General features: G+C 63.6%; 14 protein-coding genes. 9 read left to right on the forward strand and 5 right to left on the reverse strand.

From position 1 onward, the window contains the following. The first annotated feature begins 6 nt into the window (after positions 1–6). Complete coding sequence (locus ASD45_RS03760; RefSeq protein WP_056910260.1) at positions 7–1,521, forward strand: tripartite tricarboxylate transporter permease; 1,515 nt, start codon at positions 7–9, stop codon at positions 1,519–1,521. Positions 1,522–1,583: 62 nt separating this feature from the next. On the opposite strand, the gene ASD45_RS03765 is transcribed toward ASD45_RS03760, so the two are convergent. The 3 genes from ASD45_RS03765 to ASD45_RS03775 are packed head-to-tail and all read right to left on the reverse strand — an operon-like array spanning position 1,584 to position 4,455. Further along, on the reverse strand, positions 1,584–2,477 hold the full coding sequence (locus tag ASD45_RS03765) for an MlaD family protein (RefSeq protein WP_056910261.1): 894 nt from the start codon (positions 2,475–2,477) through the stop codon (positions 1,584–1,586). Between the two features lie 14 nt (positions 2,478–2,491). Continuing rightward, positions 2,492–3,301, reverse strand: coding sequence for an ABC transporter ATP-binding protein (locus tag ASD45_RS03770; RefSeq protein WP_056910262.1), 810 nt, complete (start codon positions 3,299–3,301; stop codon positions 2,492–2,494). 2 nt (positions 3,302–3,303) lie between these two features. Next, positions 3,304–4,455: an ABC transporter permease gene (locus tag ASD45_RS03775; protein ID WP_056910263.1), complete on the reverse strand. Its 1,152-nt coding sequence runs from the start codon at positions 4,453–4,455 to the stop codon at positions 3,304–3,306. Positions 4,456–4,699: 244 nt separating this feature from the next. On the opposite strand from ASD45_RS03775, the gene ASD45_RS03780 reads away from it, so the two are divergent. The 3 genes from ASD45_RS03780 to ASD45_RS03790 are packed head-to-tail and all read left to right on the forward strand — an operon-like array spanning position 4,700 to position 6,494. Continuing rightward, positions 4,700–5,494, forward strand: coding sequence for a thymidylate synthase (locus ASD45_RS03780; protein ID WP_056910264.1), 795 nt, complete (start codon positions 4,700–4,702; stop codon positions 5,492–5,494). Continuing rightward, positions 5,491–5,979 (forward strand): GNAT family N-acetyltransferase, encoded by a 489-nt coding sequence (locus ASD45_RS03785; protein ID WP_056910265.1) that lies wholly within the window; start codon positions 5,491–5,493, stop codon positions 5,977–5,979. The genes ASD45_RS03780 and ASD45_RS03785 overlap by 4 nt, the downstream gene beginning before the upstream one ends. Then, a complete protein-coding gene (locus tag ASD45_RS03790; RefSeq protein WP_056910266.1) occupies positions 5,976–6,494 on the forward strand; it encodes a dihydrofolate reductase in 519 nt (172 codons plus the stop codon). The genes ASD45_RS03785 and ASD45_RS03790 overlap by 4 nt, the downstream gene beginning before the upstream one ends. A gap of 12 nt (positions 6,495–6,506) precedes the next feature. On the opposite strand, the gene ASD45_RS03795 is transcribed toward ASD45_RS03790, so the two are convergent. Further along, positions 6,507–7,274 carry a glucose 1-dehydrogenase gene (locus ASD45_RS03795; protein WP_056910267.1) on the reverse strand — a complete coding sequence of 256 codons (768 nt, stop codon included), beginning with the start codon at positions 7,272–7,274 and terminating at the stop codon, positions 6,507–6,509. Positions 7,275–7,509: 235 nt separating this feature from the next. Here ASD45_RS03795 and hflK point away from each other — a divergent pair, with 235 nt between their 5' ends. The 4 genes from hflK (at position 7,510) to ASD45_RS03815 (ending at position 11,401) form a co-directional block, all read left to right on the forward strand. Beyond that, positions 7,510–8,655 carry an FtsH protease activity modulator HflK gene (gene hflK, locus ASD45_RS03800; protein WP_056910268.1) on the forward strand — a complete coding sequence of 382 codons (1,146 nt, stop codon included), beginning with the start codon at positions 7,510–7,512 and terminating at the stop codon, positions 8,653–8,655. Further along, on the forward strand, positions 8,652–9,569 hold the full coding sequence (gene hflC, locus ASD45_RS03805) for a protease modulator HflC (RefSeq protein WP_056910269.1): 918 nt from the start codon (positions 8,652–8,654) through the stop codon (positions 9,567–9,569). The genes hflK and hflC overlap by 4 nt, the downstream gene beginning before the upstream one ends. 16 nt (positions 9,570–9,585) lie before the next feature. After that, positions 9,586–9,771 carry a DUF2065 domain-containing protein gene (locus tag ASD45_RS03810; protein ID WP_056910270.1) on the forward strand — a complete coding sequence of 62 codons (186 nt, stop codon included), beginning with the start codon at positions 9,586–9,588 and terminating at the stop codon, positions 9,769–9,771. 136 nt (positions 9,772–9,907) lie between these two features. Beyond that, positions 9,908–11,401 (forward strand): DegQ family serine endoprotease, encoded by a 1,494-nt coding sequence (locus ASD45_RS03815; RefSeq protein WP_056910271.1) that lies wholly within the window; start codon positions 9,908–9,910, stop codon positions 11,399–11,401. A 74-nt stretch (positions 11,402–11,475) separates the two neighbouring features. Here the strand turns inward: ASD45_RS03815 and serB are convergent, their stop codons facing one another. Next, a complete protein-coding gene (serB, locus tag ASD45_RS03820; RefSeq protein WP_056910272.1) occupies positions 11,476–12,390 on the reverse strand; it encodes a phosphoserine phosphatase SerB in 915 nt (304 codons plus the stop codon). Between the two features lie 3 nt (positions 12,391–12,393). Between serB and miaA the strand changes: the two genes are divergently transcribed. Beyond that, positions 12,394–13,314 (forward strand): tRNA (adenosine(37)-N6)-dimethylallyltransferase MiaA, encoded by a 921-nt coding sequence (miaA, locus tag ASD45_RS03825; protein ID WP_056910273.1) that lies wholly within the window; start codon positions 12,394–12,396, stop codon positions 13,312–13,314. The last annotated feature ends 21 nt before the right edge of the window (positions 13,315–13,335 follow it).

Genomic DNA, 13,335 nt, shown 5'->3' on the forward strand with positions numbered 1-13,335 from the left:
GAGGCAATGTCCGATCTTCTTTCCAATCTGTGGCTCGGCTTTTCGGTCGCCGGTCATCCCGTCAATCTCGGCTTCTGCCTTCTCGGCGCCCTTGTCGGCACGCTGGTCGGCGTGCTGCCGGGCATCGGCACCGTGGCGACGATCGCCATGCTGTTGCCGATCACCTTCGGCCTCGATCCGGTCGGCGCGCTGATCATGCTCGCCGGCATCTATTACGGCGCGCAATATGGCGGCTCGACCACGTCGATCCTAGTCAACATTCCCGGCGAAGCGACTTCGGTCATCACCTGTCTCGACGGTCACGAAATGGCCAAGCAGGGCCGCGCCGGCGCCGCCTTGTCGATCGCCGCGATCGGCTCGTTCATCGCCGGCTGCTTTGCGACCGTGCTTGTTGCCGCACTGGGTGAGCCGCTGACCAAAGTCGCGCTGGAATTCGGCCCCGCCGAATATTTCGCGCTGATGCTGCTTGGCCTCATCTTTGCGGTGGTGCTGGCGAAGGGTTCGGTGGTCAAATCCATTGCAATGGTGACGACCGGCCTGCTGCTGTCGACGATCGGCTCGGATATCGATACCGGCGTCGGCCGCATGACGCTCGGCATGCCGGAACTGCTTGACGGCATCGGCTTCACCAACGTGGCGATGGGCCTGTTCGGCTTCGCCGAGATCATCCGCAATCTGGAAGCTTCGGCGGTGAGCCGCGAAGTCGTCCAGAGCAAGATCAAAGGGCTGATGCCGACGCGCAAGGACCTGAGGGATTCAGCTTGGCCGATCGCGCGCGGCACCGTGCTTGGTTCGATCCTGGGCATCCTGCCCGGCGGCGGCGCGGTGGTGTCGTCCTTTGCCGCTTACACACTGGAAAAGCGCCTTGCGAAGGATCCCAAGCGCTTCGGCCATGGCGCCATCGAAGGCGTTGCCGGGCCTGAGTCGGCCAACAACGCCGCGGCGCAGACCTCGTTCATCCCGCTACTGACGCTCGGCATTCCGCCGAATGCCGTCATGGCGCTGATGGTCGGCGCCATGACCATTCACGGCATCATCCCGGGTCCCCAGGTGATGACCAAGCAGCCCGAATTGTTCTGGGGCATGATCGCCTCGATGTGGTTCGGCAATCTGATGCTGGTGATCATCAACCTGCCGCTGGTCGGGCTCTGGGTCCGCCTTTTGCGGGTGCCTTACCGCATTCTGTTCCCGTCGATCATCGTGTTCTGCTGCATCGGCATCTACTCGATCGACAACTCGGCGAGCGATGTCATCATCGCTGCGCTGTTCGGCCTGTTCGGCTACTGGCTGATGAAGCACGATTTCGAGCCGGCGCCTTTGGTGCTCGCCTTCGTGCTCGGTCCGCTGATGGAGGACAATCTGCGCCGTGCCATGCTGATCGCGCGGGGCGATTCATCGATATTCGTGACGCGGCCGATTTCGGCGGTGCTCATTGCCATATCGGTGGCGCTGCTGACGATCGCCATTCTGCCGATGATCCGCAAGCGGCGCGAAGAGGTGTTCGTCGAATCGGAAAACTGAAACGATCGAATCACTGCAACGCCGGGCCGATCCTCGATCGGTCCGGCGTTTCTTTTTGCCGGTTAGCGTTTGTTGCTGTCGCTCGATCCACCGCCGAACAGGATGCGCTGCGGGTTCTTCGCCAGGTCGGTGACAGCGCGGTCGATATTGGCGATCGAGCGGTGCAGATCGTTGCCGACGACGTTGATGTGTTTGTTGGCCGTATCGGTCACCTTGGTGATGCCTTCGGTGATCTCGGCGGTGCGGCGATCGAGATTTTCGGCCAGCATCGTCGTCTGCTTGTCCAGATTGGTCGTGAGCTTGTCGAGATTGGTCGCGACCCGGCTGGTGTCGGTCTTGAGGCTGACCGCAAGATCGTTGATCGAGCTCATCGCCTGAGCGCCGTTGACGACCAGGTCGTCGATCTTCTTGCTGTTGCGGGCCAGTGCGTCGGTGAAGGTTTCCAGATTCTTGATGGTGTTGCGCAGCGAGTCCTGGTTCTCGACGATGAGGGCGTCGGCCTTGGCCAAAGTCTCGCGCACCGCGGTGCCCATGTCGCCGGCGGTCGAAGCAGCGCGCAGCGTCGGCAGATCGCCGCGCTTGGCGCCCGCCAGCGCCGGCGCCGAGGCGGTGCCGCCCTTCAGCGACACCGAGGCGATGCCGGTGAGGCCGGCATATTCCAGCGTCACGACAGTGTCGGAGCGGATCGGTGTCGACGGCGCGATGGCGATGACGGCGGCGACCTCCGACGGCTTGTCTGTCAGTCGCATCTCCGTGACCTCGCCGACCCGGATGCCGTTGAACAGCACCGGACCGCCGACCCGAAGGCCGGACACCGAGCCTTCAAACACGACAAGGTACGGTTTGGTCTCCTTGCTGCCCCCGGCCGTGTGGATCCAGTAGACAAACCCGAACGCGGCGGCGATCACGGCGAACGTGAACAAACCGATCAATGCGAATTTCGCCCTATCTTCCATCGCTTAACTCCACATCATGCGCGCCGTTCAGTGACGCGCCGTCCTTTTATTGCTACCTGGAAATCGGTATGGGCCCGCTCGCCGTGGAAGTACTCTTTCAGCCACGGATGCTGCGACGCCAGCATCACGTCCATGTTGCCGGCCTCGACGATCTTTCCCTCACTCAGCACCGCGATGCGGTCGCATGTGCGATGCAGGCTGTCGAGATCGTGGGTGACCATGAACACGGAAATGCCGAGCGTTTCCTGCAGCGTCAGCAAGAGGTGATCGAATTCGGCGGCGCTGATCGGGTCGAGACCGGAGGTCGGCTCGTCGAGAAACAGGATTTCCGGGTCGAGCGCCAGGGCGCGGGCAAGCGCCACGCGCTTGATCATGCCGCCCGACAGTTCGGATGGATAATTTCGATAGACGTCCGGCTTGAGGCCGACCATTTCCAGTTTCGAGATTGCGATTTCGGTCGTCAGTTTCGGCGAAAGCCTTAAATATTCGCGGATCGGGAATTCGACGTTCTTTCCCGATGTCAGCGAGGAGAACAGGGCGCCTTGCTGAAACAGCACGCCCCAGCGCCGGTCGACGGCCTGACGTTCGGCCTGGCTGGCTTTACTCAGTTCGACGCCCAGCACCTCGATCGATCCGGCCTGCATCGGCAGCAGACCGATGATGGTGCGCGTCAGGACCGATTTGCCGGCACCCGATGCGCCGACGAAACCGAGAATTTCGCCACGCTTGAGATCGAGGTCGACGCCGTTCAGCACCCGGCGCGCGGCAAAATCGACCACCAGATCGCGAACCTTGATGACGGGATCGCCCGAACGCGTGGCCATGATCAGATCCCGACCGAAGCAAAGAAGACGGCGAACAGACCGTCGATGACGATGACGAGGAAGATCGACTTCACGACCGAGTCGGTGGTCTTGGCGCCGAGCGACTCCGCCGAGCCTTTGACCTGCATGCCCTCCATGCAGGCGACCAGGCCGATGATGAGCGCCATGAATGGGGCCTTGATCATGCCGACGGCGAAAGTCTGGCCGTTGATCGATTCATGCAGGCGCGACATGAAGATCTTCGGATCGATGCCGCCGTATAGCCACGCCACCAGGCCGCCGCCGTACAGCGCCGCCATCGAGCCGAGGAAGGTGAGGATCGGCACCGCGATCATCAGTGCGAGGATGCGCGGCAGCACCAGAACTTCGATCGGATCGAAGCCCATGGTGCGAAGCGCGTCGACCTCTTCGCGCATCTTCATCGAGCCGAGTTCGGCGGTATAGGCCGAGCCCGAGCGGCCGGCGATCATGATGCAGACGATCAGGACGCCCAGTTCGCGCAGCACCAGCACGCCGACCATGTCGACGACATAGATGTCGGCGCCGAAGGTGCGGAAATGGAAGATGCCCTGTTGAGCGATGATGGCGCCGATCAGGAACGTGATCAGCACGACAATCGGTACGGCATGCCAGCACACGCGCTCGAGGTGATTGATCATCGAGGTGAAGCGGAAGCGCCGGGGATGCGCGCATACGCTCAGGAACGCCACGATCAACTGGCCGGCGATCTGGAAAATCATCGTCAGATCGGTGAAGACCGCCATCATGGTGCGGCCGACGCTTTCGAAGGTGGCGACGATGCCGGTCTGCTTGTGTTTCAACGGCGTCAGCTTGTGCTCGCCGGCGCGTACCTTCTCGAACAGGTTGCGATAGTTGGGCTGCAGGCCGATGAGTTCGGTTTCGGCGCCCCGGCTGGACCAGACACGCAAGGTGCGCTCGATGAGCCAGGCGCCATAGGTATCCAGATGCTCGACGCGGGTGGCGTCGAACACGATGCGACGGATCTGGGTCTGGTCATGCTTGCCGGTGGCGTGGCTCGCGGCGTCGATCAGGGGTTCCAAAAGGCGCGCATGTTCCGCCGTCCAGTGCCCGGCGGCTTTCAGATCGAGGCCGTCGTCGCGCGACGGGCCATGGTCGAGGGTCGCTGCGGTCAAACGCGAGTCTCACAGTTGCGGAGGTCATGAACAGCCGCGGGCGCCCAAACGTGCCCGCAGACGTGGAAATTAACGCATTATTAAGGTTATGATATGCCGATTAACTTTTACGGTTAACGGCGGCTCGGAGGGAACTTGTTGTTTTTGCGAGCCTTTTTCGACCGTTGATAACGCGTGTAGGATCGTTGCCGGGCGGGGTAATCTTCCCCATGTTCTGACGAGTCGCCGAACCCAGAGCCCGCCGATGCGCCAGTACCTCGACCTGATGGACCATATCCTCCGCGACGGCGTTGAGAAGCGCGACCGCACCGGCACCGGCACGCGTTCGGTGTTCGGCTATCAGATGCGGTTCAACCTCGGCCAGGGCTTTCCGCTGCTGACCACCAAGAAGCTGCACCTGAAGTCAATCGTCCACGAGCTGCTATGGTTCCTCGCCGGCGATACAAACATCAAATACCTGAAGGATCACGGCGTCCGCATCTGGGATGAATGGGCGGATGAGCGCGGCGATCTCGGCCCGGTCTACGGCCATCAATGGCGCTCGTGGCCGGCCAAGGACGGTCAGACAATCGACCAGATCGCCAACGTCATTGCCATGATCAAGCGCAATCCGGATTCGCGGCGGTTGATCGTCACGGCATGGAATCCGGCCGACGTGGACAAGATGGCGCTGCCGCCATGTCACTGCCTGTTCCAGTTCTATGTCGCCGACGGCCGGCTGTCGTGTCAGCTCTATCAGCGCTCGGCCGACGTGTTTCTCGGCGTGCCGTTCAACATCGCATCCTATGCGCTCCTGACCATGATGGTCGCGCAGGTCACCGGCTACAAACCCGGCGACTTCGTGTGGACCGGTGGCGACACGCATCTCTATTTCAATCATATCGAGCAGGCTGAACTGCAATTGTCGCGTGCGCCGCGCGCGCTGCCGACAATGCGGATCAATCCGGACGTGAAGGATATCTTCGCCTTCCGCTACGAAGACTTTGTCCTCGAAAACTACGACCCGCATCCGCACATCAAGGCGGCTGTCGCGGTATGAGCGTCATCGTCCGTTCTGCGGTCCCGAGCGATGCTGCGCTGATCTTCGACCTCGTCCGCGAACTGGCCGAATACGAAAAACTCTCGCACGCCGTCGATGCGACGCCCGACATGATCGCCAATGCGTTGTTCGGCGAGGCGCCGCGGCTGTTCTGCGATATTGCCGAGTGGGACGGGAAGGCGGCCGGGCTCGCCATCTGGTTCCTGAACTTCTCAACCTTTCGTGGCCGTCACGGCATTTATCTCGAAGATCTGTTCGTGCGGCCGCACTATCGTGGCAAGGGACTCGGCAAGGCGCTGATGACGCGGCTCGCCGCGCGTTGCGTCGAACTGGGCTATGCCCGCTTCGAATGGTCAGTGCTGGACTGGAACGCGCCATCGATTGCGTTTTATCAGTCGATTGGCGCGGACGTGCTGCCCGACTGGAAGATCTGCCGGATGAGCGGCGATGCGCTGAGCGCCTTTGGCGGTGAGGCCAAGCGATGAACGCGCAGCCCGTTCACATCATTCTGGTTGCAGCCATTGGCGAGAACGGCATCATCGGCAGTGACGGCCAGTTGCCGTGGCGGCTGAAGTCGGACCTGCAGCACTTCAAGCGCGTCACCAGCGGCCGGCCCGTGGTGATGGGGCGCAAGACCTTCGAGTCGATCGGCCGGCCGTTGCCGAACCGCACCAACATCGTGATGACGCGTGACCTCCAATTTGCCGCTCCCGGCACGACACTCGCCACCAGTCTCGACGCCGCGCTGGCCATCGGCCGTGACGATGCACGGCGCCGCGGCATCCATGAGATCATGATCATCGGCGGCGGCGACGTGTTCGATAGCACGATGGCGATGGCCGACCGCCTCGAGATCACCCACGTGCACGCGAGCCCGAAGGGCGACGTTGCGTTTCCGGCGATCGATCCCGCGGTGTGGCGCGAAGCAGCGCGCCAGCATTACGATGCCGGGCCGGACGACGACGCCAGCTTCGACACCGTGACTTACGAACGGCGCTGACGACCCCTCGCGCTACGCCATCACCGAATAGCCGCCATCGACCGGGATCGCCGTGCCGGTGAGGAAGTCGGAGGCCGGCGACGCCAGGAACACCGCGATGCCGGAGAAGTCGTCGGGGAGGCCCCAGCGTGCGACCGGCGTGCGCGCCAGCACGCGCTCGTGCAGGCCGGGCACCTGCTCGCGGGCCTTCGCGGTCAGTTCGGTGTCGATCCAGCCGGGCAGGATCGAGTTGACCTGGATGTTGTCCTTGGCCCAGGCGACCGCGAAGGAGCGCGCCATCTGCACGATCGCGCCTTTGCTCGCGCCGTAAGGCGCGGCATAGGACGACGCGAAAATTGTCATCATCGAACCGATATTGATGATCTTGCCGCCGCCCACTTTCTTCATGTGGGGGTAGACCGCCTGGGAGCACAGGAAGGCGCTGGTCACATTGGTGTCCATCACCAGGTGCCATTCCGCCGCAGTCAATTGCTCCGGCGGCTTGCGGACGCTGGTACCCGCGTTGTTGATGAGGATATCGAGCCGGCCGAACTTGTCGGCTGTGGCATTGACCCCGGCGCGGCAGGACTCTTCCTTCAGTGCGTCAAGTTCGATGAAGTCAGCCTTGGCGCCGAGGCCTTTGAGCGCGGCGAGCGCTGCCTCCGCCTTGGCTTTGTTGCGCCCGGCAATCATCACCGTAGCGCCGGCCTGCGCCAGCCCCTTCGCCATGCCGAGACCGATGCCGCCATTGCCGCCGGTGACCAGGGCGACCCGGCCGGTCAAATCGAATGCTTTCGTCAAAACAGTCCTCCCGCGCGCTCTCGCTTTTGCTTTGTCACGACGGTCGGTATTTACCACACCCGGACGCGGACCGGGACGAGCGCGGCGAATGGCCGATTGATGGGCCGCGCATATGCCCGACATTCCGCCCGAAATGCGGCATGTCAGCGCGTTGTATCGAGCCCTTGCGTCCCCTATAACCCGTCCCAACTAAAGGCAGACCCGCCATTCGACGCGGCGTCGGGAGAGATTTTTCATGCCATGGAGCAATCAAGGCGGCGGGAGCGGCGGTAGCGGCGGCCCGTGGGGTTCGGGTGGCGGCGGCAAGAGCCCATGGGGCTCCAATCCGCAGACGCCCGGCGGCAAGCCGCCTGATCTCGAGGAGATGCTCCGTCGTGGCCAGGACCGGCTGCGCGGCGTGCTGCCTGGCAATATGGGCGGCAAGGGCATCGCGCTCGCTGCACTCGCCGCGGTCGTTCTTTGGGGCTTCTCGGGTTTTTTCCGCGTTGAGCCGGATGAACTCGGCGTCGTGCTGCGCTTCGGCAAGGAAGTGCGCGAAGTGCAACCGGGCCTGAATTATCACCTGCCTTATCCGATCGAGACGGCGCTGACGCCGAAGGCACTGCGCGTCAACAAGATCGACATCGGCATGCGCACCAGCGAAGACGTGCGCCGTGGCGCGACGGCTCGCGACGTGCCGGAAGAAAGCCTGATGCTGACCGGCGACGAAAACATCGTCGACGTCGACTTCTCCGTACTGTGGAAGGTTAAGCCGACCGGCGTCGGCGAGTATCTGTTCAACATCCAGAACCCCGAAGGTACGGTGAAGGCGGTCGCCGAAAGCGCGATGCGCGAAGTGGTCGGCCGTTCCGACATTCAGCCGATCCTCACCGGCGCGCGGCAGACCATCGAGAACGCCGTGCACGAACTGATGCAGAAGACGCTGGATAGTTACGGCGCCGGCATCGTGATCCAGCAGGTGCAGCTGCAGAAGGTCGATCCGCCCCAGCAGGTGATCGACGCGTTCCGCGACGTTCAGGCGGCGCGCGCCGACCTCGAGCGCGCCGTCAACGAGTCTCAGACCTATGCCAACCGCGTCCTCCCGGAGGCGCGAGGCAAGGTGGCGCAGATCACGCAGGCCGCCGAAGGCTACAAGTCGCAGACCGTGGCGGAAGCCACCGGTCAATCCGCGCGCTTCAACCAGATCTACGAGCAGTACAAGAAGGCGCCCGACGTGACGCGTGAACGTATGTATCTCGAGACCATGGAGCGCGTGCTCGGCGGCGCCGACAAGGTGATCCTCGATACCGGCGCCAACGGCTCTGGCAGTGTCGTGCCTTATCTGCCGCTCAACGAATTGTCGCGGCCGGCGCAACCGCGCGGCACGGGAGCCAAGCCATGAGACTGAATTTCATCGGCGGCGTCATCGCCGTCATCATCGCTGCCGTGCTCATCGTCGGCTATTCGTCGCTTTTCACGGTCTATCAGACGCAGCAAGCGCTGGTCGTCCGCCTCGGTGAGCCGAAGCGGGTCGTCAGCGAGCCGGGCCTGCATGCCAAGCTGCCGTTCGTCGACAGCGTCATCTTCGTCGACAAGCGCATCCTCGATCTGGAGGCGCCGGCGCAGGAAGTGATCGCTTCCGATCAGAAGCGTCTGGTGGTCGATGCCTTCGCGCGTTACCGCATCAAGAACCCGTTGCAGTTCTACCAGACCCTCGGCTCGGTGCAGGGCGCCAACTCGCAGCTCGCCATTCTCCTCAACTCGGCGCTGCGCCGCGTGCTCGGCGAGGCGACCTTCACCCATGTCGTACGCGACCAGCGCGCCGATCTGATGGAGCGCATCCTGCAGCTCGTCGACAAGGAAGCCACCAGCTATGGCATCCAGGTGGTCGACGTCCGCATCCGCCGCGCCGATCTTCCGGAGCAGAACAGCCAGGCGGTCTATCAGCGCATGCAGACCGAACGTCAGCGTGAAGCGGCCGAATTCCGCGCGCAGGGCGCTCAGCGTGCGCAGGAAATCCGCTCGCGCGCCGACCGCGAAGCGACCGTGCTGGTGGCGGAAGCCAATTCCCGGGCCGAGCAGATCCGCGGCGAGGGCGACGCCACGCGTAACCAGATCTTCGCCGAAGCCTTCAACAAGGATCCGGACTTCTTTGCCTTCTACCGATCGATGCAGGCCTATGAGGCGAGCATGAAGGCGGGCGACACTCGGCTAGTGCTGAAACCGGACAACAACTTCTTCCGGTTCTTCAACCAGCCTTCAGGCACGACGGCGACGCCGCCGACGGCGCCGAAGCCGGCCGCCCCGGCGCAATAACGACGTGCGCGGGGGGATGTCGGACTTTCTGGCCGCACTGGGGCTGGTCTTCGTGATCGAAGGCCTGATCTTTGCTGCGTTCCCCGGGCACGGCAAGAAAGCCTTGCAGAGTGTCACAGAGACGCCGGAAGGCACGCTCCGCGTCATTGGAATATCTTCCGCGGTAGTCGGTCTCCTGGTCGTTTGGCTGGTACGTGCTTAGGGCGGCGCGAGGCGCCGGCAGCCGGTTTTGAGCCAACTTCGGTGGCGGACGTCATTTGTCTGCCGTCGCCGCCCTTGAATCGCCGCTAATTCGGGGTCACCTTGTCGTTGACCCCTTTCCTGGAGAATCGACGCCAATGGGCGCCCCTTCGCTTCGTTTCAAGACGACTTTTGCATTCGTGCTGGCGGCCACGCTGGTGGCCCCATGGTTCGCGCAGCCGGCAATGGCGCGCGGACCGGAAGGCATCGCCGACGTCGCCGAGCAGGTGATCGACGCCGTCGTCAACATTTCGACCAAGCAGACGGTCGACCTGAGCAACGACAAGATGCCGCAACTGCCGCCGGGCTCGCCCTTCGAGGAGTTCTTCGAAGAATTCTTCAAGAACCGGCGCGGTCAGGGCGGCACACCGGGCGCCCCCGGCACTCCGAACGGCCAGCAGTCGCGCCGGGTGAACTCCCTCGGGTCCGGCTTCGTCATCGATTCGTCGGGTCTGGTCGTCACCAACAATCACGTCATTGCCGACGCCGACGAGGTCAGCGTCATCCTCAATGACGGCACTACGCTCAAGGCGACGCTGATCGGCACCGACAAGAAGACCGACCTCGCGCTGCTCAAGGTGGATTCGCCGAAGCCCCTCAAGGCGGTGAAGTTCGGCGACTCCGACAAGCTGCGTCTCGGCGAATGGGTGATCGCGATCGGCAATCCGTTCTCGCTCGGCGGCACCGTGACCGCGGGCATCGTGTCGGCGCGTAATCGCGACATCCAGTCCGGCCCTTACGACAACTACATCCAGACCGACGCCGCGATTAACCGCGGCAACTCGGGCGGACCGCTGTTCAACCTCGATGGCGAAGTCATCGGCGTCAACACCGCGATCATCTCGCCTTCGGGCGGTTCGATCGGCATCGGCTTCGCCGTGCCGTCGAAGACGGTGGTCGGCGTCATCGATCAGCTGCGCGAATTCAAGGAAGTGCGTCGTGGTTGGCTCGGTGTGCGCATCCAGCAGGTAACCGACGAAATCGCCGACAGTCTCAACATCAAGCCGGCCCGTGGTGCGCTGATCGCTGGAATCGACGACAAAGGCCCTGCGAAGCCCGCCGGCATCGAGCCCGGCGACGTCGTCGTCAAGTTCGACGGCAAGGACATCAAGGAGATGCGCGACCTGCCGAAGATCGTGGCGGAGACCTCGGTCGGCAAGGACGTTAGCGTCGTGATCATCCGCAAGGGCAAGGAAGAGACCAGGACCGTAAAGCTCGGCCGTCTCGACGACGGCGAGAAACAGGCGGCATTGACGCCGAAGAAGGACCAGCCCGAGGAGGACAAGACCTCAGTCAAGAAGGCCCTGGGTCTCGATCTTGCCAATCTCAACGATGCGTCGCGCAAGAAGTACAAGATTCAGGACAAGGTGAAGGGTGTGCTGATCACCGGCGTCGATCCGAACTCGCCGGCCGCGGAAAAGCGCCTGCAGCCGGGCATGGTGATCGCTGAGGTGCAGCAGCAGGCGGTGAGCAACGCCGCCGATCTGCAGAAGCGCATCGATCAGTTGAAAAAGGACGGCAAGAAGGCCGTTGTCCTCTTGGTGGTGTCGCCCGAGGGCGATCCGAGCTTTGTCGCCATCGGTCTGCAGTAATCGGCTCGCCGCTCAAAAATAAAAAGGCCGGGCGATTGCCCGGCCTTTTTTTCATTGGCATGGAGTTGGTCTGTTCAGACGGCGGCGAACTCGTCGCGGCGATAACCTTGAATATAGAGCAAGGCCGTGAGATCGCCGTGCTCGATGCGCGCGGGCGCTGCGGCCGCGACCTTCGGCTTGGCGTGATAGGCAACGCCGAGACCCGACTCGGTGATCATGGCGAGATCGTTGGCGCCGTCACCCGTCGCCATCGTCTCATGCTCCGCAAGGCCCAGGCGATCGCGCAGTTCGATCAGCGCCGCGCGCTTGCTGTCGCGACCGAAGATCGGCTCGCGGACAACCCCGGCAAGGGTTTGCCCGGCAATCTTGTCGCCGTCGATCTCCAGCGTATTGGCGCGCGCCTCGTCGAAGCCGATCATCGCGGCGATGCGGTCGGTGAACAAAGTGAAGCCGCCGGATACGAGGCAAGTATAGGCGCCATGCGCGCGCATGGTGGCGATGGCGAGACGACCGCCGGGCGTCAGCGTGATGTGGTGCTCGATAACCTCGTCGACCACGGCAGCGGGCAGGCCCTTGAGCAGCGCGACGCGCTCGCGCAACGCCGGTTCGAACTCGATCTCGCCACGCATGGCGCGTTCCGTGATGGCGGCGACGTGCTCCTTGAGGCCGACAAAGGCGGCGAGTTCGTCGATGCACTCCTGACCGATCATGGTGGAGTCCATGTCCGCGAGGAACAGCTTCTTGCGTCGTCCCGCCGACGGCTGCACCACGACGTCGACGCCGGGGGCGAGTTCGCGCAGCGCCTCGCCAAGGGCGCGTTGGTCGGCGTCGGGGCTTGCGCTAAAGGGGATGTCGGCGGCGCGGCCGGGGTCGAGCCAGACGGCTTCGCCGGCGGCCGGCAGGGCGGGGCGGACCCTCGCCAGCGTGGCGTGGTCGATCAGGGTCGAATTCGCGATCAGGGTCGCGACGAGAGATGTGGGTGAGGTCATAGGATGCCGGATCTCAAACAGGCGGTGCTTATCGCCGGTCCGACCGCCAGCGGCAAGTCGGCTTTGGCGCTGGCGCTGGCCGAGCGCCTCGGCGGCACCATCGTCAACGCCGATTCAATGCAAGTCTATGCCGGTTTGCGCGTCCTTACCGCCCGGCCGACGGCTGAGGAGGAATCACGCGCGCCGCACGTTCTCTACGGCCATGTCGATGCCGCCGAGATCTATTCGACCGGACGGTGGCTGCGCGAGACCGCCGGAGCCATCGCCGATGTTACCGCCGCTGGCCGCCTGCCGATCGTGGTCGGCGGCACCGGGCTTTACTTCAAGGTCCTGACCGAAGGTCTCGCCGCCGTGCCGGAGATCCCGGCCGAGGTCCGCAGCAGCGTGCGTGAGAGACTGGCGCGGGACGGCGTGTCCGCGCTGTACGCGGATTTGACGGTGCGCGATCCGGTCATCGCGGCGCGACTGATGCCGCTCGACCGCTCGCGCATCGCACGGGCGCTCGAGGTGGTGCTAGCGACCGGCCGCTCCCTGAGCGACTGGCACGGCGAGGGGACCCAACCGGCGCTGGCTCCCGAGCGCACGGTCCGCGTCTTCGTTACGCTGGGGCGCGCCGAACTGGTGTCGCGCATAGAGGCGCGCTTTGCCGCGATGCTGCAGGCCGGCGCCCGAGACGAGGTCCGGGCGCTCGCCGCGCGCAATCTGGACCCGCTGCTGCCGGCGATGAAGGCGCATGGCGTGCCGTGGTTGATCCGCCATCTCAAAGGCGAGATCTCGCTCGACGAAGCGTCGGCTGGTTCGATCATGGATACGCGGCGCTACGCCAAACGCCAGCACACCTGGTTTCGTGGCCAGATGAAGGACTGGCCCTTGGTCCCGGCCGATCAGGCACTGGCCCGGGTCCTCACCGATATCGGCCGCTGACAAATCTCAATTTATTTTATC

This window comes from Pseudolabrys sp. Root1462, assembly GCF_001426945.1.
Lineage (GTDB): Bacteria > Pseudomonadota > Alphaproteobacteria > Rhizobiales > Xanthobacteraceae > Pseudolabrys.